This window comes from Enterobacter cloacae complex sp. 394I7 (genome assembly GCF_057320345.1).
On the sequence record NZ_JBXWCR010000001.1, the window covers coordinates 2021500 to 2042460 of the forward strand.

Annotated in this window: 20 protein-coding genes and 1 riboswitch; of the genes, 5 read left to right on the forward strand and 15 right to left on the reverse strand. The window is 50.2% G+C overall.

Features of this window, described 5'->3' with window-relative positions:
* Positions 1–35 precede the first annotated feature (35 nt).
* Together thiD and thiM are read right to left on the reverse strand one after the other, a co-directional pair.
* Positions 36–836 carry a bifunctional hydroxymethylpyrimidine kinase/phosphomethylpyrimidine kinase gene (gene thiD, locus AC2FAP_RS09810; RefSeq protein ID WP_032678550.1) on the reverse strand — a complete coding sequence of 267 codons (801 nt, stop codon included), beginning with the start codon at positions 834–836 and terminating at the stop codon, positions 36–38.
* Positions 833–1603 carry a hydroxyethylthiazole kinase gene (gene thiM, locus AC2FAP_RS09815; protein ID WP_449541838.1) on the reverse strand — a complete coding sequence of 257 codons (771 nt, stop codon included), beginning with the start codon at positions 1601–1603 and terminating at the stop codon, positions 833–835. The genes thiD and thiM overlap by 4 nt, the downstream gene beginning before the upstream one ends.
* A gap of 35 nt (positions 1604–1638) precedes the next feature.
* Positions 1639–1735: riboswitch (TPP riboswitch) on the reverse strand.
* Between the two features lie 1350 nt (positions 1736–3085).
* On the opposite strand from thiM, the gene AC2FAP_RS09820 reads away from it, so the two are divergent.
* On the forward strand, positions 3086–3652 hold the full coding sequence (locus tag AC2FAP_RS09820) for a tyrosine-type recombinase/integrase (RefSeq protein WP_097755980.1): 567 nt from the start codon (positions 3086–3088) through the stop codon (positions 3650–3652).
* A 69-nt stretch (positions 3653–3721) separates the two neighbouring features.
* On the opposite strand, the gene AC2FAP_RS09825 is transcribed toward AC2FAP_RS09820, so the two are convergent.
* The 7 genes from AC2FAP_RS09825 to AC2FAP_RS09855 form a co-directional block, all read right to left on the reverse strand.
* Entirely contained in the window at positions 3722–5857 is a 2136-nt protein-coding gene (locus tag AC2FAP_RS09825; RefSeq protein WP_485452914.1) for a tape measure protein, read from the reverse strand.
* Positions 5857–6231: a hypothetical protein gene (locus tag AC2FAP_RS09830; protein WP_097755981.1), complete on the reverse strand. Its 375-nt coding sequence runs from the start codon at positions 6229–6231 to the stop codon at positions 5857–5859. Before AC2FAP_RS09830 ends, AC2FAP_RS09825 begins: the two co-directional genes overlap by 1 nt.
* 171 nt (positions 6232–6402) lie before the next feature.
* Entirely contained in the window at positions 6403–6969 is a 567-nt protein-coding gene (locus AC2FAP_RS09835) for a hypothetical protein (protein ID WP_043135125.1), read from the reverse strand.
* A gap of 76 nt (positions 6970–7045) precedes the next feature.
* Positions 7046–7702 carry a helix-turn-helix domain-containing protein gene (locus AC2FAP_RS09840; protein WP_129344873.1) on the reverse strand — a complete coding sequence of 219 codons (657 nt, stop codon included), beginning with the start codon at positions 7700–7702 and terminating at the stop codon, positions 7046–7048.
* The gene (locus AC2FAP_RS09845; RefSeq protein ID WP_001353113.1) at positions 7686–7856 is read right to left on the reverse strand and encodes a hypothetical protein; all 171 of its coding nucleotides are present in this window, start codon (positions 7854–7856) and stop codon (positions 7686–7688) included. The genes AC2FAP_RS09840 and AC2FAP_RS09845 overlap by 17 nt, the downstream gene beginning before the upstream one ends.
* Positions 7853–8104, reverse strand: a complete 252-nt coding sequence (locus AC2FAP_RS09850; protein ID WP_133549567.1) for a hypothetical protein — start codon at positions 8102–8104, stop codon at positions 7853–7855. The genes AC2FAP_RS09845 and AC2FAP_RS09850 overlap by 4 nt, the downstream gene beginning before the upstream one ends.
* A 29-nt stretch (positions 8105–8133) precedes the next feature.
* Entirely contained in the window at positions 8134–8559 is a 426-nt protein-coding gene (locus AC2FAP_RS09855; protein ID WP_129344877.1) for a hypothetical protein, read from the reverse strand.
* Positions 8560–10613: 2054 nt separating this feature from the next.
* On the opposite strand from AC2FAP_RS09855, the gene AC2FAP_RS09860 reads away from it, so the two are divergent.
* On the forward strand, positions 10614–10991 hold the full coding sequence (locus AC2FAP_RS09860) for a hypothetical protein (protein ID WP_133549569.1): 378 nt from the start codon (positions 10614–10616) through the stop codon (positions 10989–10991).
* 12 nt (positions 10992–11003) lie between these two features.
* Positions 11004–12023, forward strand: a complete 1020-nt coding sequence (locus AC2FAP_RS09865; RefSeq protein ID WP_133549570.1) for a major capsid protein — start codon at positions 11004–11006, stop codon at positions 12021–12023.
* Between the two features lie 535 nt (positions 12024–12558).
* Here AC2FAP_RS09865 and AC2FAP_RS09870 read toward each other — a convergent pair.
* The 4 genes from AC2FAP_RS09870 to AC2FAP_RS09885 form a co-directional block, all read right to left on the reverse strand.
* Positions 12559–13209, reverse strand: coding sequence for a hypothetical protein (locus AC2FAP_RS09870; protein ID WP_485452915.1), 651 nt, complete (start codon positions 13207–13209; stop codon positions 12559–12561).
* 79 nt (positions 13210–13288) lie between these two features.
* Positions 13289–13615, reverse strand: coding sequence for a hypothetical protein (locus AC2FAP_RS09875; protein ID WP_133549572.1), 327 nt, complete (start codon positions 13613–13615; stop codon positions 13289–13291).
* A gap of 53 nt (positions 13616–13668) precedes the next feature.
* Positions 13669–14403 carry a hypothetical protein gene (locus tag AC2FAP_RS09880; protein WP_133549574.1) on the reverse strand — a complete coding sequence of 245 codons (735 nt, stop codon included), beginning with the start codon at positions 14401–14403 and terminating at the stop codon, positions 13669–13671.
* Between the two features lie 126 nt (positions 14404–14529).
* Positions 14530–15885, reverse strand: coding sequence for a site-specific integrase (locus AC2FAP_RS09885; RefSeq protein WP_097755984.1), 1356 nt, complete (start codon positions 15883–15885; stop codon positions 14530–14532).
* Between the two features lie 658 nt (positions 15886–16543).
* Here AC2FAP_RS09885 and AC2FAP_RS09890 point away from each other — a divergent pair.
* Complete coding sequence (locus tag AC2FAP_RS09890) at positions 16544–17920, forward strand: diaminobutyrate--2-oxoglutarate transaminase (protein WP_449541837.1); 1377 nt, start codon at positions 16544–16546, stop codon at positions 17918–17920.
* Between the two features lie 18 nt (positions 17921–17938).
* Positions 17939–19405, forward strand: coding sequence for a pyridoxal phosphate-dependent decarboxylase family protein (locus tag AC2FAP_RS09895; RefSeq protein ID WP_032678556.1), 1467 nt, complete (start codon positions 17939–17941; stop codon positions 19403–19405).
* Positions 19406–19441: 36 nt separating this feature from the next.
* On the opposite strand, the gene AC2FAP_RS09900 is transcribed toward AC2FAP_RS09895, so the two are convergent.
* Together AC2FAP_RS09900 and AC2FAP_RS09905 are read right to left on the reverse strand one after the other, a co-directional pair.
* Entirely contained in the window at positions 19442–19957 is a 516-nt protein-coding gene (locus AC2FAP_RS09900; protein WP_485452916.1) for a protein disulfide oxidoreductase, read from the reverse strand.
* Between the two features lie 70 nt (positions 19958–20027).
* On the reverse strand, positions 20028–20948 hold the full coding sequence (locus tag AC2FAP_RS09905; protein WP_160890458.1) for a LysR family transcriptional regulator: 921 nt from the start codon (positions 20946–20948) through the stop codon (positions 20028–20030).
* Positions 20949–20961: the final 13 nt, after the last annotated feature.

Sequence of the window (20961 nt, forward strand, 5' to 3'; positions counted from 1 at the left end):
TTTCTCAGGCCTGGTGTGTGTTGCCAGTATACGGCTTACCACCAGGCATGAAAATGGTGTACCGGACCAATACCGTGACCAACCTCGAGAGTATCGGCTTTTGCCAGCGCTTCGGAGAGCCAGATTTTAGCGTCGCGGACCGTATCCCCCCAGTTGTCACGACGGGGGCGCAAAGCCGCCAGCGCGGCAGAGAGCGTGCAGCCGGTCCCGTGGGTGTTTTTGGTCTGTACCCGCGGGGCCGTGAAACGCAGCGCACCGTCGTGGGTAAACAACCAGTCAGGGCTTTCTTCATCATCAAGATGACCACCTTTCATCAGCACGGCGCCGCAGCCCATCGCCAGGAGCGCATTCCCCTGCTCTTTCATTTCGCGCTCATTCTGCGCGTGCGGCGCATCCAGCAGCGCAGCAGCTTCAGGCAGATTAGGCGTGATAAGCGCCACCTGCGGCAGCAGCTTATTTCGCAGCGTCTCTACGGCGGAGGCGGACAGCAGCGGGTCACCGCTTTTTGCCAGCATCACGGTATCCAGCACCACATTTTGCACCTGGTAACGTTTAAGCCGTTCTGCCACCGCTTCAACAATGTCGGTCTCGGCCAGCATCCCAATCTTGGTGGTGTCGATTCGCACATCGCTGAAAACCGAATCCAGCTGTGCGGCGACAAAGTCCGGCTCAATGCGGTAAACCGACTGCACGCCACGCGTATTTTGCGCCACCAGCGCGGTAATCACCGAGCAGCCGTACGCCCCGAGTGCGGAGAAAGTTTTCAAATCAGCCTGAATGCCCGCGCCGCCGCTTGGGTCGGTACCGGCAATGGTAAGGGCGTTAATCCGATTCATACCCGTTCCTCCAGAGTGTAGAGCGCGTCGAGGAACGCGCTGGCAAAACTGCCGGGACCACCGGACCGGGCGATGGCTGCCGATCCGGCACGTTTCATCCATCCGCAAGCGGCGGCGATGTTGTCCAGCCGGTCGCCGGGAAGCGAGCAGCTCGCCGCCACGACTGCCGAGAGCGCGCATCCCGTTCCCACCACGCGGGTCATCATCGGGTCACCGCCCACGACCGTGCGGGTGCGCTGCCCGTCTGTGACGTAATCCCGTTCACCGGTGACCACCACAATGGCATTCGTCTGGCGAGCCAGCGCCTGCGCGGCAGGCAGCGCAGTTGCCGCCGTGTCGGTGGTATCGACGCCGCGCCCGCCCGCACTCATCCCGGCAAGGGCGAGAATTTCCGAGGCATTGCCGCGAATGGCCGCCGGTTTCAGGGCGAGGATTTGGTGGCAAAAACGGGTGCGGAACGTCAGCGCCCCTACGGCAACCGGGTCAAGCGTCCAGGGTTTCCCTGCTGCCACTGCACGCTCAATCGCCCGGCGCATCGACTGGGCGCGCGGCGCCGTCAGCGTCCCGACGTTAATCAGCAGGGCATCTGCGAGCGCGGAAAACTGCTCAGCCTCTTCGGCTTCAATCACCATAGCCGGGGAAGCGCCAAGCGCCAGTAACACATTGGCCGTAAAGGTCTGTACCACATCGTTGGTCATACAGTGGGTAAGTGGGGAACGGGTTCGAAACTGATGTAAAACGTGTAAATCGAGCAGGTCAGGCTGCATGGTATCGCTCCTGCCGTGCGTGAAGAAGCGATGACCGGGAAGGCATCTGACTTCCCTACGCTGGCATTATCCAGATCAGGTGGTACGGGTATTTCTCAGCCTTCACAAGGAAGGGCACCCCGAGTCATGTACTACAAAATCAAAAGCTTGCGATTAACGTCCCGTTAATCCCTGTTCTGGATCATGCCAGCGGGAAGCCAAAGACTCAACCCTAAAAAATCCTCTGTGTCCCAGTTTGTGTCTCACGTTGTGTCCCACAGATAAATGGCGGGCACAAAAAAACCGCCCATAAGGCGGCTTAAGAAAATAATTTCAATCGTGATGATTTAAATGGAATCTATTTTCTGCATACGCTTTCTCCATGCAGTCGAAGTGCTTTTGCCAATTCCAATTGGAATGCAAAGGAAAGACGGGAACGGCTGATCTTTATACCATCAATAATGATGTGTGTAGGGTAAACAGTGACCATGCGGCCCAAGTATTGGAAGTGTTTAGGGTGGTTTGACTTATCGTTATTCATTGTGTGCCATCCGTCTGGGTGGGGGTATTCCCGCCAACGGATGATTGATCTAAAATCGATCAAAATCAATAACTTAACAGATCACCAAATCCAGGGGGTGTACACTGGCAAGCCTCCCTCAGCCTAACTTATACACGAACAGAAAATAGGGGCGGATTCCTTCCAGTTGGGTGGGAAAATATCTGGGAGTTTGGATATTGTTGCTAGGCCCCTCGATCTGAGGCCCCGGGTGATGAGAGTATTTTCGCCAAATATCTGGGGGCACTCCCTACCGGATGGCCTGCATTCTGGTCAAACATTGTCCAACCTTCCGCTCTTACAGTGCGCTCGCTCAGATAACCCTTTATTCTCAATTACTTAATAACAACACAATACCATTCTGTTGCTTTACCCTGTGGACCAGTGGCCCAGCCGGGCCACCCTGGAGGCGTCCGCCTCCCCTGTGCGCCTGTGGCGCGTTATCTTGTGGCAAGCCATACAAACCCACAGGGTTGAGAGTGGTAGCGCCACAGGCGCATACAGAGAGCGGGCCTACATAGACCCTCTGAGGGGCGAAGGCTTTCGACCCGGCTTGTATTGAGAATAACTATCGTTTGCAAGTGATATTGATTATCATGTGGGAATAAAAAAGCTGGGGATTTTTTCTTGAGGGTAAATTGAAAATTTGCCAGGCAACACTATAACGAAATGATAATTAATTGCCCACAAATACAGTAGCTTAAAAGCGCTGAGGGAGCCACATCACCTTATCCGGCCTGTGGTAATAGTATATTAAGTAACCATCATTTACCTACTTAAACAGCCCATTACCTCCCCTGCTGGGTCATTACTTTGCCATTAAACGCGATTAAACCCGATTTAATTCACTCAAAAGACACATCTTAAAATTAATCATTTTTGTCGTTTACAAGCGCTTGTTTTTGATCAAGAATTAATCACAGCTAGGATCTGGAGGGTACATAATGAATTTCGTAGAGGGTTGTAAATCAGTTCAGGAAGTGAAAGCGGTAGCGGTTGAGCTACTCAAACAGGGCAAGGGGCTGACGCTGTACCGTGACGCCTGGTTGCTGGGTTATGAATTAATGCTGAGGGTGTCGGATCTGCGGTCAATCCGTTATGACGACATTAAAGGTGATCACCTTGCCCTGTCCCAACAGAAAACGGGGGAATCTATCCGGGTGAGGCTCACCGATACCGCTAAACGAATCATAGCGGCCCGGAGAGAGGCGAACCCTGATCATGTGTACCTCTTACAGTTGGACAGCCACAGGAGCAAGGGAAAGCCTGTGAGCCGCTCCAAATTGCATGAGGAAATTAGCTACGCCGGGGAAAAGCTGGGGCTGAATCTTTCGACCCACAGCATGAGGAAGAGTAAACCAACTATCGGATATGACAATGGGGAGGATATAGCCGTAATCAGTAAGGCATTGGGGCACAAATCGTTATCCAGTACGCTCCATTACATTGGGGCCACACAACGCAAAGTAGATGATTTCAGTGATAAATATTCAATAGAGGATCTGTTATGAAAAGCCCGGATATTAGGAATTATAAAAGAGAAAAGGCTCCCACTAGGGGAGCCTTTTTTGTATGGGCGGTTACTGTCCGCCCTGCATCAGCATATTGAAAGCGTGCTGGTTATTGTTCTCAACTTCAGAGCGTACCAAATCCCTAACCTGCCCATCCTGCACTTTCACATTAACGTTCACGTTTAGCGGCTGGTTTAGCCACGCTGGCGGCTTCATCAGTGGATTACCTGCCATATCAACTTTAAGCTTTGGCGCTGTAATCGTCGGCGTAGGAGGTACATAACTAGGATTGGAGTAAGAGCTAACCCACCCTGTTTTATCTGCTGGTTTGGCAAAGTCTGGATTAGTCGGAAGGTCTGGACTATGGAGGAAATCCCACAGTTTACCCAGCGGGCTATCTTTCTTCAGGTTGCCCCCGGCGGTGGTGTCCTGCCCATACATGGCGTCGTTAACGTCCATGACTTTATCCCAGGCATAATCCCCGCCTACCGAACCGATCGCAATTCCCCAGCCAACAGGACCGCCGGAGAGAGCCGCCGCGCCGCCTACCTTGCCAACTTTCGGACCCCGGCCCGGTTTGTTTGGCTTGTCTTTACCTTCCCCACCAGATCCGCCAGTTGTAGCGGCTTCAATGCCACCAATAGCGGCGATCCCTTTCATGACCCCCAGCAATTTAGTTAGCGGATTGAGCATGGTCAACAACCACTTAAAGGCCCCGCCCAACTTCCAGATAGAACCAGCGAACAGAGCCACCCCTGCGGCGTATGCTGCCATTTCTCCCCAAGATTTAAGCTGCTCACCAGTGATCCCCATCTTAGCGGCGTAATACTCGATAATGCGGAAAGTGAGGATCACAGTGTCGTGCAACTCTGTAAACGCATCAGTGGCACCCTCAACGATTTTCCCGGCGATATGCCCGAACATCTCAAAGGCCCCATCAGAACCGTTAACAGCGGCACTGATAGCGTCGAAAGCGCTGGTTAATTCGTTGCCGAAGCCAGAAGTAAAGAAGATGTTCATCGCGTTCTGCATACTGGTTTGCAGGCGCTGCCAGCTTGCCCGGTTGGACTTCATAGCCTTATCCAGAGCGCCGCCGTTACGGGCTGCGGCTTTCATCTGTTTAGCCACTTCCGGGAGGATGTCCTTAGAGAACAGCTTCCCTTGTTGCATCAGGTCAAACAGATCCTTTTCTGTCAGGTCTGTACGGCCTTTCATCTGGTTAAGAGCCTTAACGAACAGCCCCACTGCGCCCGGGAGAGCTTCAGACAATTGGCCTTTGAGTTCTTCACTCATTACCGTGCCTTTAGACATCATCTGGTTAAGTGCTTTCAAAGCGCGGCTTTGTGCGTCGGCGTCAGCTCCAGTTACAAGGCCCCACTCACTTGCACCCTCAAAGATGGATCGCATCTGGTCTTTAGGGAGTTTATCCCCAACAGCGGCGGCAAATTGAGTGTAATCCTTTGAGGTTTTCAGGAGGTCTAGGCCCAGACGATTGGACTGATCACGGAGATAATCAAACTCTTTAGCGGCTTTATCTGTGGAACCGGTAATCGCTGTCAGACCAGACAAAGCGGATTCAAAATCCTGTCCGGTATTCATGATCTTGCCACTCAAAGCCACAGTTGCGGCAATGGTGATCGCTCCGCCTGCACCCTCGATCATGCTAGTATCCAGTTTGTTTACTTTGGCGGTTACCGGGATTGTTGCTCCCCTCATGCCTACCCGGCCTTGTTGGCGCATGGTTTGTTGAAGGCGTGACACACGGGCATTATATTCCTGCAATGCCATAGACCCGGCGTGATACTGGCGGGTAAGCTGCCCAAACTCCTGGAGGTGTCCAGCACGTTGGGCCGGGGTCACGTTAGCGTTAGCCGCTGCGGTATTAAAGCGGATGGCTTTAGCGCGGATTGTCTGGATCTTACGCTCCGCTGCGATCTGTGCTTTGGCTGCTTTGGCGTCTGCTGCCGCTTTGGCTTTGGCTTCTGCCAGTGCTGCTTTTGCGGCGGCGTCCTGCTGTTTGCGGCGGATCTTGGTGTAGGCGTTTTCCTCAAATTTGAGGCGTAGCGGTTTCATCCTGGACGCTACTTTGTCCCACTCTTTCCCCACCTGTTTGATACGGTCAACCGTCTTTTTGTAGCTTGCCCCATCTACCGTAAAACGGGTCTTGTTTACTGTAGACGTAATGATCACGTTTCCACTTGCCATTATTCAGCCCCTTCCAGATTGATAGCCTTCAGGGTGCGCCCTGCTGCCTTGTTGATGATTACCCGGCGGTGACCTGCTGGCAGGTCTGCGGATTTGGTCAGGAGAGAGACCGGGCGACCGTTGGCGCTGAATCCCTGATCCTTGTGACACAGAGCAATTCCCCGGCTCTTAATGGCGCGGCCCTTCTGGGCGCTGTCTGCGGCCCCGGTGGAGGCTTCCAACTGTGTGGAGTACAAAGCGATAGCCTCATCCAGTGACAGATCGGCCTGTGCCTTGCGGAGTTCGTTCTGTTTGGTTGCCTCTTCGGCTTCCCGCTGGCGTTGCTCCGCCTGTTGAATTTCCAACTGATTAAGGAGGTTCTTAAATGCTTCCATGTGAGAGGGTCCTTATAATGAAAGTGAGTACCACACCCCACAGGAGGAGGGAGGCGGGCTTAAAGGGGATATAGAGGAGTGAGGCGAGAAAGTTAGAGAGTCTTGTCTGACGCTTAACCAGTTTGGAGCCTAAATAATCCTTTAGACCCCATTCCGTTGGGTTGGGCATAATTACCGGGATTTAATGATTGCCTGGCGGGTCTGCTGACGTGCTTCAGAAACGATTAGACGCACACGGCGCTTATTCGTCCCCTCTTTGTATACAGGGTTTTCTACATAGCGGGCGCTGCGTAGATTCTGCAAAACTTGGTCATACGGGAGCATTTGCTCCACCAGGTAACGGGGTGAAGGTTGGGTAAGAAGTAGGGAGACCATCTTACTGTTAATCCCCAGAAGTTCCGCCATTTTGGAGAGGCTCAGGCCGTCGGCTTCCATCTGTTTAGCCATAACGCCTTTTTCAGCCAAAGTTAGCGGGGTCTTTTGGTACTTCTGCGGGTTGTGGTTGCGCTTTACTTTCAGGACGTAAGCCAGTGACACATTAAACGCCACTTGGATGGCTTTAGCGCTGTGGCCCTGAATACAGGCCCGCTTGATCTTCAGGATTTGATCCGGGGTTAAGTGGCTCTCATCCATGATCCGGCGGGGCTTGTTTGCTGCCAATTTCTCAGCCAGTGCGTTAACTGCGGCCTCTTCCTCAGAGGATAAGGCTTTGAATTTGGTTGTAATAAATTCATTCATGCGAGAGTCTCCAGAGGGTTGTAAAGCGCGGGGGTTTGGTGTAGAGTGTTATTTGTGGGAAATCAATTGCAGATTTTTAAAAAGCATCGCCAAACTGATCAATGGCGCTTTCTTCTGGCTCCAGATATTCAACAGGCAAGCCGTTGACCATCATCACATTAGAGCCAGCCACAAAATTAATAACAGGGTTGCGTAAATCATCGTTTGCGGCCCCCTGCTCTACTGGCACAGGGACAGGAGCGGGACGAACAGCGCCCCCGCTGTGGTCCACAGGAGCAACTCCAGACGACGCCGGGCGGCTTCTATGTACGCTGTCAGATCCACACTTAACAATTCCAGGCTGGTTAGTTCCTGCATTCTCTACGGTCTCCTTCGGTTGGGATGCTGCGGTTGGTTTGGTTACTTCAGGTTTGGCGGCTTCAGGGGTTCCCACCATTTCCGGGGTGATCGGGCAGGTGCGCCACTCTATCGTTTCGCCCTGCTTTCTCTCCACCTTTTGGATCAGTCCGATCTCTACCATCTCGTTTACAAGTCGCTTCACAGTAGAGCGGGAGGCCCCGAGATAACGCTCCAGAGTGGCGCGGGAGAAATAGGCGATCTGCCCGTTTTTCTCAAAGCCTTGGATCAGGCTATAAATGATCTTCATGTTCCCGGTGAAAGTCTTCCCGGCGACCTTCTCAATATTCAGAAGGTCATTAGCCAACATTACAAATCCGTTACTTGCTGTGGTCATCTTGCTGTTTTCCTTCTGCGGAAGCGACTAAAAGAGGGTGGTTTTCAAGGTAGGCGGCTAACGCCTGTTTAACGATAGTATGGGGAGCGCCACCGCCCGCCCTTACCAGTGCATACAGCTGATCGGCTTGCTCTTTCGGAAAGTCGATTTTCATAAGTCAATCTCCTTTAATTCTGCGATGTCTTCAGCGGTGAGGTTGAGGCCGAACCAATCACCCCACCATGACGCCGGGGCGGTGATCGCCGGGTTGCCAATCGTCACCAATTTGGAGGGGCTAACCTGCTTCAACATTTCGTAAATGTCATCGTACAGGGTTGGGTCCAACTGGTTGATCGTCTGCTGTGCATACGCTGACAACACAGGGGAATCACTCAGATCTGCATAAGGCTGATATTTGCTCATTGTTTCCTCTCCAAAAAGTAAATGAATAATTAGTGAACGATAACGGGCAACTCTCCGGTGATACGCTCAAACTGATCCGCCGCTTGCAGCATGATAAAGGCCATCACTTCGTCGTATTCCATCGGGACGCCTTTAGCCTCAAAGAGGGATTGGAACGCCAGCACAATGGAGGCTTGCATGTCTGTAGACTTGGAAGCGAACAGCGAAACGGCTGCTTTAACTTCAAGTGCTTTCTCTGCGTCCATCTCGGTGACCTTTGCAGCGATACGTTGAGACTGTCGCATGACGCCGGATGCTTTTGATTTGGTCAGTTCAAGGGCCTGCGTAATCGCTTCAACTTCTCCCATACGTCCGGCGGCTTTCATTCGGCTACGGGTTTCTGTCAGGGTCTTACGGGTCAGGTCACGCTGATCTACACGTTCAACCAATTTTTCAACATCGAGGTAAACACTCATTGCAATCTCCTTTCGGGTGGGTTATAGTATGATGGGGATCTATATATTCGATTAAATGCCTCATCACAGTATCTATTTTACACTATTTGACAATGATTCGCAACAACTTTCTTGATTTATCTTGCGCTCAGTTGTTTATTGTGCTAGAGGCATAGAAAGCCGCTGTAAAGCTCTCAGAGCGCCGGAGGGCGTTTATAGGGTCTTTCCTTGTCTACGTATGGGAGAGCGCCACAGCGGCGCGTTTAGGTGGGTTCCTGCTGCTTGTGGTTCTGTACGCTGTACCGGGCCGGGGGACCCCCACCCCGCCGCCCAGAGGTCACCTTACAACGTGCGGTGTTCCAAAGGGGTCTTGCTCGCTGGTGCGAGCGCTGCCAAAGAGGCGCGTCTGTAGGACGCTTAAAGAGATCAGTCTCTTACCAATCAATCTACGATTTCCCAACACTCCCTTAAAAGATCTTGACCTGGCTCCTGGGGTTAGTGTTATGGGTTAGTCTTATGATTAGTATTATTGGGGTCCAATGTGAACCCCCTACCGGGTCCAATGTGAACCCCCTACCGGGTCCAATATGACCCCTCCCCTGGAGTGAGCCACACGGGCGAGACTCCACACTGTGGGAACAGGCCCCCGGCCTAAAACCTGGTAAGGCCGATCAGGCCGAGAAGGTTTTAATGGTGATAATATATGAGTGAAATAATTAAGAGCCTAAGCGATTAATTATTGAACGATATATATTATATAAAAGATCTTTTATTTAAGAGTGAAAGAGGACTTGTCAAAGTCCGATTGAACGATTATAATAAAAATATTTTATTTAAAAGACGCGTGGGTATGCGCGAAGGCGCGGGCGTGAGTGCGTAGGCACACGCAAATAACATGATCTTTATAGTCTGTCAATTAAAATTAATTAGACTCACCTGTTCAATTATCAATCAATAATCCCTCTATCCTCTACAACCTCCTGTAAGGCTCTCCAGCGCGTCCGCCACTGTGGCAAGGTCATTTATCATCTTACCCCATTAAAACCCCGTGGAGGCTCTCCTGTGGCCCCTGTGGGATGCTTCCGCCCCTCTTCTGTGTGGCTCTCCTGTACCAGCCGCCAGATCTACCCATGATCTCACATATCACACCAAACAACACAATGCAATTAATTTTTATTGCAAATGATAATCATTCGTGTTAAACTATTATACATGGTGTGGGATGTGGTGAGTATGTCGAATCGAGATCTGGAAATCGCCGTTTTGCAGCTTACCGCCCCGCACCTGTACAGAACTTTCATTAACGTGTGCTTTAGCCAGCCCCTGTGGGTCTGTACTGAGTGAGCCGGGCGGACTTCTCCCCCGCCCCGGCCCTCACCCAAAGTGTTCTTTCAACTCCACTTGCCAGAATGCTTTGTGTGCGGTCCTCTCCTCTCCTCAAGTTCCGCCGATTGTAGTTTCTCCTACGATTCAAAACGCCTCTAATCATAGGGCTTGCGCCACAGGCCCTATTCTAAAGCGTCGCTAACTGCGGCTATTCAGAATACAAGCGATCTCCTCGATTGTAGCGACCCTCCACGGGGTCACAGTTGGGCCGGGCTGGTTACCTGGTCTCAACGATAAACTGTTGATTTGTGTCGATGGTTTCCGGGGCGTTGGTTGCGTCCCGTTTTCCTCTGTGGCTTCTTTGCTGAACCATGAAAGCAAATCATGTAAGGCTCTGAGGCTACACAGGAAAACAAGTGATCAGACAGTAAGTTACATTGCCTTCTCCCGGTCTCTCCTTTCCGGGTTCTTTTTTGTGGTTATTTGCCTATCGGCTGGCGGTTGCTCCCGTGACGCTGGCGGGTGAGTGACCACAAAAAAGATGTGTTGCATCTTCCCTACCCTAGCGAGGGTGAGAGAGAGCCAGATTAGAAAGGGCGGCATGATGCCGCCCTCTTCTATTCAGCCCACGGCCTCCCATCTTCCAACCTATTCCGGCCCGCCGTTCTGGCTGTCCTGATATCCGGTGCAACGCCGGATCACCCTGTGGACTCTCTCCACGTCTAAAACCCTCCATAAGGAAACCCTTTATGAAAACTTCCGAGCGCTACCCGGTAACGCAAGGCGACGTAATCGTGAATTACGCCTCCAGCCTGTTTGACCGCACCGAAGTAACCGCCCCGTCACTGCCTGCTGACGTTTTTTGCGGTGACATCTTGGACAGCAAAACTTTTGCCTTGTTCGACTCTGCCGCCGCTGACGCTGGCAAGCCGATCATTAACCTTTCCGATATGTCCGCCACTGACGCTGGCAAGCCTAAAACCCTAGTCATTTGTGACAGACACCTTGTGATCACGGATTTCTATCTACGTGCTAAAGACGCCGCGAGCAAAAAAGCCGCACTGGAAGCGCTGACAGCCTCCGGTGATATTCGCCTGGCTATCAACGCCGATTACTTCAAAGCATAAGGAAATCACACAATGGCTATTGATTTTAAACAGTTTGAAAAGCTGGACACTGTAGCGGCGATCAAAGATCAACCCGCAGGTAATTACCTGATCACTGATCTGGGTATCTTCTCAGATGTTAACTCAACCACTCCAAACGCCCAGATTGTGGATATTGTGGAAACTCAGGTTAGCGAACTGGAACAGGTTGCCCGTTATGGCACCGAAGTTAACGCGATCAAGATGGATAAAACGATCCTGCGTAACCAGGAGATCCCACACTACGCCACTGAGGCGGATGTAAAAACCGCTGACTGGCAAGGCCTGGTAAGCCCGGCTAACCCGGATCAGGCTCAGGCGATCACCTCTGTTATTGCTGATAAAGCTATCCGTATGCGTAACTATCATCTGGAAACAGTCGAAAGCACACTGGCCCGCGCCCTGTTCAAACAGTCCGCCAAAGCGGCTAAAACTAACGCCGGTGATATCGACTTTCGCGCGGCGATGGGTGCCGATCCGCTGAGTTTCGACCTGGACGGATCAGCAGGCGCTAACGTGTATGCACAGCTTGCGAAGATTCGCCGCATGTTGGTTAAAGAGTACGGCGCGAGCCGCTCTTATCTTGATCGCTTCTTTGTCTTCTGCTCCCCGGATCTGTATGACGCACTGGCGAGCCACCCGGAAGTAACCAGCCTGATCACCAACAAAGTGGCGGAAGCTGCAAAAGGCGCTCTGATCCCGGTTAACACTGCGGGTTATGACTCCTTCAGCATTGGCAACATTACTTTCATTCTGGCGGACGATGACCGCTACGAAATCGAAGAAGGTTCCGGCCTGTTCGTTCCTAAGTTCAATACAGCAGATCGTAACCCGTTCAAACTGGTACATGGCCCAGCATCCCGTAATCAGGATATTGCCGCTAAAGGTGTGATCAGCCCTTACTACCAGAAAGTAATGACTGACCGTTACGGCATGGTGACCGTTCACCAAGAGGCGAGCTTCATTCCTCTGAACCTGCGCCCGAACTACATGCTGAACGTCAAGCTGAAGTAATGCACATTTCCCCCGGCTCCGGCTGGGGGTTATCTCTTCCGGTTATATTCATTTTTACTTTTACACTGAGGTAACACATGAAAGTTTCAATCAATATCCCCGGCGCTGGTCAAGTCTATGTATCTGGCGCGGCGGAAGTCGTAAACCGTAAAGCACTGTGTAGAGAGTTGGGGATCTGCAATATCACTCTATGCCGTCTGGAGGCGCAACACGGCTTTGAATATGCTTTGAGTGTGCTATTGTCTAAAAAGCGCACACTAGTAATTTAGTATTAAAAGGCGAGCCATTGGGCTCGCCTTTCTACTTTTGCATAATCCAATCACTAGCAATATGAACACGACAAAAATATAAATTCAGGCGAAAATCGAATCAAAAAAAAAATACATTACCGGGTGGCAATCACGAAGGTAAATGTTTTTTCACATTACATTCACTCTTGATGATATATTCATGCAGAGAAAATACAGAAGACTATTTTTCGAGTTTTAGACAAAATCAGACTTACGTCATATAGCAAGTCTGATTTTAAAATGAATCATTTTTTATCGGTTATAGCAGGGACACCTTTAATCGTAAATCTTTTTTTGCCACCGTAATATAATGGTGATTTAAAATAAGGCCCTTTATTAACAATCACAGCAGTTTGGATTAAATCATCAATGGCATCAGCTAGGCCATCATCTAAAAAAGCGATAGAATCATCACCTTGTGGATATCCTTCTGTTATGACCTGACATTCGATATAATGATGACCAATACACTCAATTAAGAAGCGCTCAAAGACCTCTCGAGGGAGAGCTAATCCAAATTCACGCCAAGCATATTTCCGCCCCCAATAGTAGCCATCGGACTCAGAATGTTTGACCCTTGAATCATTTTTCCCTTTATTTTCATCATGTTTCTGTTTAGACATATTACGGGCATATTGATAGCTAAAGTCTTTGTCTAGAACAGATGACTTTGACAAACATGATGTATCAATAGTCTTTATACCATTATGCTCAGTGAATCCAATATTATATCTTTCTCCTTCGATGACTACATCCTCAATGTTGGCTTCAAACTGATAGGTAGTGTCAGTTGTTGCTGGCTGGAAAGTATGCAGATAACGGCCATTTCCTAAATCTTGTTTTTGATAATTTGTAATTATCAGATCATGGATAGTCTTTAGCTCTCGTGATTTCATAGAACACCCCCTAAGTTAAATCACTTTTAAACAAAACTTTAATTGTTATTCTGCTGAATAAGCAATCAAGGTCAATCTATTAAGATTTATCACGTGCACAAATTATCATTGTTCTTGATCGAGATATTACTTTTTCGAGTTCTTTTGTCTCTCGATCAACTTTGTAATGATCACAAATTATTTCTTTTGAACATGTAATTGCCAGAACCTCTGAAAATTCTAAGTTTGTTAAAAAATTTGGATGACTATTTTCAATATATTCATTATCAATCAGAAAATGATTTACTTCAGATAGAAAAATATCAGCTTGGTTGCAAACTGAATCAGGCAAATCAAATTCAACTATTTGATTGCTACATTCTCGGTCTCTCCATACGGAAATCTCAACAATTTTTTGATCTAACATAAAAACCTCTTTTAGACTAAAATGAATAATATTTTTAACACAAGAACCTCAAGCTATTTGTAATTTTCTAGATTACTGACTAATTCTTTTCGTTCTTGTAGCAAATCAGCGTGTATTTTTTGAGACATTGGGTCAGTCAGATCAAATGCACCTTTCCTCAAGTTAATATTTTTAACCCCATCAATAAGTGCAGTTCTCACAAGTTCTTTATCATCAGCATCATTTACATTATCCATCAATTCAAGAATGCTTTTATGTAATTCCAAGATTGAATTATATATTGACATGACTGAATTTTTTTTGTGAGTTTTTGTTTTATAGCTAATTTCATTTATTTTTTTATTAATATTATCAAGCGAACCAACAATACCCTTCCTAGCCTCAACTCTAATAATTTCTTTTTTACTCCTTGATTTAGTTTGGAACAAAACTTCTGCGTTGACAACATCACTAAGTCTTGCCACATCAGAAACTATTGTTTTAATTCCTTCCCTATATGAGGAATAGTTTGTCACAAAATTGCCGACTGGAGTAAGAGCATTTAATAAAACACAAACACTACCATATGCTGTAATACGAGCTTTAATAGAGCCATCTTCAAAGGAAACATCAATATCAACATCATCATAAAGAAAGAACTTCATCCTCTCTTCGGCATGTTGTTTGATTATATTTTTTATCCTTTCAATAGCCTCTTGTTTCTCTTTCCCTTTTACTGTCGCAAGCCACTCAGGCTCTACATGAACGTATGATTGGCTAAGAATGTTACTATTGATATAATCAGCCATGATATTCCTTTAAATGTAATAATTTAGATTGTAAACTATTTAGTCTTTCCCGCTGCTGTGCACCTAATTGTCTCAATAACCGTCTTGTAAACACACTAGGCAGCAAGATATTTTTGAATTAGTTCATTAGACCCAATTAAGTTTATCAATTACATAACATACAGTATGTAATGGGAAGTTATGCATGTATCTCTTTGTGATACCTGTCCCACTTTTTTCGTGACCAACCACCTGTTGCAAGTGCGCTAGGTTACTAACCCAGCCAGCTAAACAGGCTGAAATCATACTATGCCGGAAGCTATGCACCAATCGCCGCTGCCCATAATCATCAAGATAAGGAATACCAAGCTGGTCTCGAACATCTGCTAAAACTTTGCCGATCTTCGGCATGTTCTTGCCAGACACAGGCGAGAAGATTTTCTCTTTCCACTGCCGATTCACGAAATCAAGAAAACCCAACTCGATCAGTTTGGGATGGATCACTACCTGCCTTGTAGCGTTCTCAGTTTTACCCTGCCCTCCTTCCGCGATCAGAAGATAGTACCGCTGGCTATCTTCATCAAATTTGATCTGTGATTTCTCCAACTTGGCGATCTCCCCTCTTCTGGCTCCCGTATACGCCAACAACAGAGTAACCCACTTCTGCCAGCCGTCAGTCTGCTTGAGCGCCCAGCCCACAAACTTTCTCATTTCTGCTGTACTGTATGCACCAAATCTCGCTTTCGAGGGTGCGGCGACTACTCCATCAGTCGGAGACTTCTCCAGAATATCTTTATTGTCAGTCAGGAAGGTTTTGAACAACGATTTGTAAATTTTCAAATGCTTGTGGATAGACTCAGCACCAACCAAATCTTCAGGTGGCACATCATCACACTCGATCAGTTGCTGAACCGTCATTGACCGATAAGGCTGCACAACACGCTTAGGCAAGTTTTCAACGACTTCCATCACCTGTTTAATGTCTTGCTTGGTGATCGTAGTTACATTGGTTGATACACCAAGGACGATAAACATAACCTCCATAAAGCGCTCATTGGCTTGTGAGATAGCCTTAGTCCAGTTCTTGGACTTCTCCTGCTTGTACATGTTCCATGCGCCAGCAAGTGTTAACACATCCTTTGCCTGTGCTTCTGTTTGTTCTTCCTCATCTTCAGAATATGTAAAAACCTCGCGGTATTCCTGAACAACTTTCGGCTGAAGATTGCGACGTTCCTCACTAAGAAATTGTTGCGCCAGCCATTGTTCGTTCTGCTGCTTCAGGCTATCGCCATACTCGGAAAGACGCTTACCGAAGTGATCCGGTTGGATGGTTCCACGTTGAACCAGAGGGATTACAGGAGAAGCAAAAGACATGAGCAACTGCGCCTGGGTGTGGCTGTCAGTCTCTAACGACTTACGGAAAAACTTGTTATCAGGCAGACGGAAGCGAACGTAATAGATTCCGTTACGTTTAATGGTGTGGCGTATGGCTTTGTGTCCCATTTGGAGAGCCTCAATGTGTTACGGCTGAACAATACGGGACGAAAAGGAGTAATAATCTTTTGATTTATATGAGGATAATCGCCAGGACTACGCTGGCATTATCCAGATCAGGTAATACGGGTATTTCTCAGCCTTCATTTAAGAAGGGCACCCCGAGTCATTGGTAAGAATTCACTTACATTTGGCAGATTAGGGGAAGAGTACCAGTGATGCAAGACCTGTTGATTTCTCGCTTTCATGATTTTGTTAGACCAATCAGATGTAACGAGAAGCCTGTAACCGCTATGTCCGGGAATAAAAACAACCTGTCGTGACCCCGGTATTTTGCAGGTAATGTCGAGATAATGCGCTTAAAGGGGCTATCTGCCCCCCTTAACGTCCCTCAATGGCACGATTTGTCACACACTTTTCTCTCTTTTTACAGTCCTGACAAAATACGCGTAACCGACTGTTTTTGTTTGGCATAAAGCGCAATTTTTATTCTTAAAATGAGGATATTCCCTCCCCCGTACCGCATGTCATAAAACAGTAAACAAATTAACCATTGAGCCTCGTGACAAAAGGCTCTATATTGGCGGCGTTTTTTTCAGGCCCCCATCTGTTTTTTAACTTTTTATTCAATCGTTGCTCATAACGAAGCGGCGGTTGTAGGAGTGATATGATGACGGATAAAGTCCGTATTGACACCGTAGATGCCCACAAAAGCAACGAAACCTATCTGGCCCGTCAGGCCGAGTTTGAATCTAACGTCAGGAGTTATCCGCGCAAACTGCCTTTAGCAATCACTAAAGCAGAAGGCGTGTGGATCACCGATGCAGACAATAAAGAATACCTTGACTGTTTAGCAGGCGCAGGCACCCTTGCGCTTGGACATAACCATCCTGATGTGCTGAAAAGCATCCAAAATGTCATTACCAGCGGCTTGCCGTTACATACTCTGGATCTGACTACGCCTCTGAAAGACGCGTTCTCAGAATATCTGCTCTCTCTGCTGCCTGGTCAGGGCAAAGAGTACTGCCTGCAGTTCACCGGTCCATCCGGTGCTGATGCCGTTGAAGCAGCGCTGAAACTGGCGAAAAAAGTGACCGGTCGTAGCGGTATCATCAGCTTCTCTGGTGGTTACCACGGTATGACTCACGGCGCACTGGCCGTTACCGGCAACCTGTCTCCGAAAGAAGCGGTTAACGGAATGATGCCAGAAGTGCAGTTCATGCCTTACCCACACCAGTACCGTTGCCCACTGGGTATCGGCGGTGAGGCGGGTGTGAAAGCGCTGACCTACTATTTCGAAAACCTGATCAACGACGTTGAAAGCGGCGTGCGTAAACCTGCGGCAGTGATCCTTGAAGCCGTTCAGGGTGAAGGCGGCGTGAACCCGGCTCCGGTTGAGTGGCTGCAGCGCATCCGTAAAGTGACTCAGGAACACGGCATTCTGCTGATCCTCGACGAAGTTCAGGCTGGCTTTGCCCGTACCGGTAAATTCTTCGCCTTCGAACACGCGGGCATTGAGCCAGACATCATCGTGATGTCTAAAGCGGTTGGCGGCGGTCTGCCACTGGCGGTACTCGGCATCAAAAAACAGTTCGACGCGTGGGCACCAGGCCACCACACCGGTACCTTCCGCGGTAACCAGCTGGCAATGGCAACCGGTCTGACAACGCTGAAAATCCTGAAAGACCAGAATATCGCGGGCAAAGTGGCCGCACAGGGCGAATGGCTGAAAGGCCAGCTGAACGAGATGGCGAAACGCTATCCGGTTATCGGTCACGTTCGCGGCCTGGGCATGATGATCGGGATTGAGATCGTTAAACCACACGAAGCGGCAGACCACATGGATTGCTACCCGGGTGATGGCGAGCTGTCTGCACTGATTCAGAAGAAGTGCTTCGAAGCCGGCCTGATTCTGGAACGCGGTGGCCGCAACGGTATTGTTCTGCGTCTGCTGCCTTCCCTGCTGATCAGCGATGATGAGCTGAAAGTCTTCCTGGATAAATTCGAGCAGGCACTGCTTGCTGCGGGCGTTCGCCCGGCGTAACCGGAGTTGTTGAACACGATGTCAGATTCAAACCCAATTTTGTTCTCCTCTGCACAGAGCATTGAAGCTTACCAGCAGGCGATTGAACAAAGCACTCAGGCTGTGATGCAGTGGCTGAAACAGCCTGAGATGTATCAGGGCAAAACGGTCGCGGAACTGCGCGACCGTATTAAGCTGGATTTCAACCCGAAAGGGCTGGGCAACGAAGCGGCGATTGAACGCGCCGTGGAGTTCTTCCTGAAAGACAGCCTGTCCGTTCATCACCCGCAGTGTGTGGCGCACCTGCACTGCCCAAGCCTGGTGGTTAGCCAGGCAGCGGAAGTGCTGATTAACGCCACTAACCAGAGCATGGACTCCTGGGATCAAAGCCCGTCCGCAACCATCATTGAGATCAAGCTGATCGAATGGCTGCGTACCCGCGTGGGTTATCAGGCTGGCGACGCCGGTGTGTTCACCAGCGGCGGCACGCAGAGCAACCTGATGGGTCTGATGCTGGCCCGTGATGCGTTCTTCGCGCGTCAGGGTCATTCCGTTCAGCAGGACGGCCTGGTTGGCGATCTGCGTAAAATCCGCGTGCTGTGCTCTGAAAACGCACATTTTTCCGTGCAGAAGAACATGGCGCTGATGGGTCTGGGCTACCAGTCCGTCGTGCAGGTGAAAACGGATGAATTTTCGCGCATGGATCTCAACGATCTGGCAGCGAAAATTGAGCAGTGCAATGCTAACGGCGAGCAGATCCTGGCGATTGTTGCCACTGCCGGTACTACCGATGCAGGTGCAATCGATCCGCTGCGTGCCATTGCTGAACTGGCGGCGAAACAGAATATCTGGGTACACGTTGATGCGGCCTGGGGCGGCGCGCTGCTGATGTCTGAGCAGTATCGTCACTACCTGGACGGTATCGAGCTGGTGGATTCCGTTACTCTGGACTTCCACAAGCAGTTCTTCCAGACCATCAGCTGCGGTGCGTTCCTGCTCAAAGAAGCGCGCCACTATGAGCTGATGCGCTATCAGGCGGCCTATCTGAACTCTGAGTTCGATGAAGAAGCTGGCGTGCCTAACCTGGTGTCCAAATCTCTGCAGACGACCCGTCGTTTCGACGCGCTGAAGCTGTGGATGAGCCTGGAAGCGCTGGGTCAGGAACAATATGCGGCGATCATCGATCACGGTGTTACGCTGGCACAGCAGGTTGCGGCTTACGTGAGAGAGCAGCCTGCTCTGGAACTGGTTATGCAACCGCAGCTGGCAAGCGTACTGTTCCGCTTCCGTGGACAGGTACAGATGGACGACGCGGGTATCGCCCTGCTGAACCAGAAAATTGGTGATGCGCTGCTTGAATCCGGCCGTGCTAACGTCGGCGTGACCGAGCATAACGGCGTCACCTGCCTGAAGCTGACTCTGCTGAACCCAACCGTGACCCTGGAGGACATTAAAGTCCTGCTGTCGCTGGTTGAGCGTACCGCACAGGAAGTTCTGGCGAAGTAATATCCAGCCCCTCTTCCGCCGGAAGAGGGGTTCTCTTTACAGCCCTGCCCACCACAGTCTGAGCTTCATTCCCCAGTAACTTGTCCACCCCGTAGTAGTACTGACCACTTTCTTCTTCGACACGATCACCAGCGTCGGTGTTACGCTCACCTGCCACCCCTGTGACAGCGCACCGTTGGCATCGTTGACCACCGGCATGACCAGCTGTTTCTTGTCGACCCAGCGCGCCAGCTTTGCATCGTCGCCGGAACGCATGGCGATACTCACGACGTTGCCACCCTGTTCTGCCAGCGTATTGACCGAGGGCGTCGTAAACCGGCAGATGCTGCACCAGGTTGCCCATACGTATATCAGCAGCGGGCGTTCCTGGCTGAGTGCCGTTATATCGTGGATCTTTCCGTCGATGCTGTGCATCGGTGCAGCGCTAAAGCTGGCGGGGAGTGTGGGCTTGCGGTATTGATCCACGCCCCACATGACGGCCAGCGCGAGCAGAAAGAAGATGATCCCTTCCCGCGCCCAGCGGCGCAGTCGACTGAATTTGCGGTTTTCCATTGTGACCTCTTGATGAATCGACGGTCATCTTAGCGAGCAATGCGCCATCACGCTGTAAAGAAGTGTCGGGTCATTTCGTTCGCAACGTGTCGGCCATCAGCGTAAAGCAGGATTCAATAAGCGGAGGAAGCGGCTGCGGGGCGCGCATTAACGCCACCGTGCGGGCCAGGGCCGGTTGTTGAAGATGTACCACCCTGAGCTGCGGGTCCTGGAGGTGCGTGGTATAGAGCTGCGGTAAAATCGCCACGGCGAGTTTCGAGCGCACCAGACCATACAAAGTTTCGATGTAGTCCACCTGATAGCGTGTCGGCAATGACAAACGGTGGCTTTCCGCGAGCGCCGCAACCAGACGCTGAATATTACCTTTTGAGAACACGGCGATATCCCGCCCTGCCAGTTGCTTCCAGGGCAGGTGCGCCGACGCGGCCAGCGGATCGTCGCTGTGAATGACCGCGACAAACGGGTCATCCTGTAAGGGAAACACGTTCAACTGGTCGGGAACAGAGTTATCGAGCGCACCAATGCCGAAATCAATCTGCCCTTTCAGCAGCTGGGCCACCAGCGCATCGTTGGTTTGATCGTGAAATTCCACCCTGAGGCGGGGAAAAGCCTGCGCGAGCGTCCGGGGCAACAAGGGGAACAGCAGCGAACTCACGGAAGGGATCAGCCCAATACGCACCGTACCTTCTCCGCCCGCCTGAACAATGTGCTGCATGTCGTCAAACGCAAGCTGCGCCACGCTGAGCACCCGCTGCGCGTGCGGCAGGATGGCATTGCCAAGCTCCGTCAACGTCACGGCCGAGGCGGTCCGGTTAACCAGTTTGCCCCCAAGCACCGTCTCGATTTGCCGCAACGCACTGCTGAGCGCCGGCTGGCTGATAGCCAGTTTGCTGGCGGTATCAGTAAAATGACGCAGCTGCGCCAGAGTGACAAAATACTGTAGCTGTCGAAGAGAGAGCGCGGGCAAGCGCTGCCAGGGTTCCGTCATGATTATCCATTACACG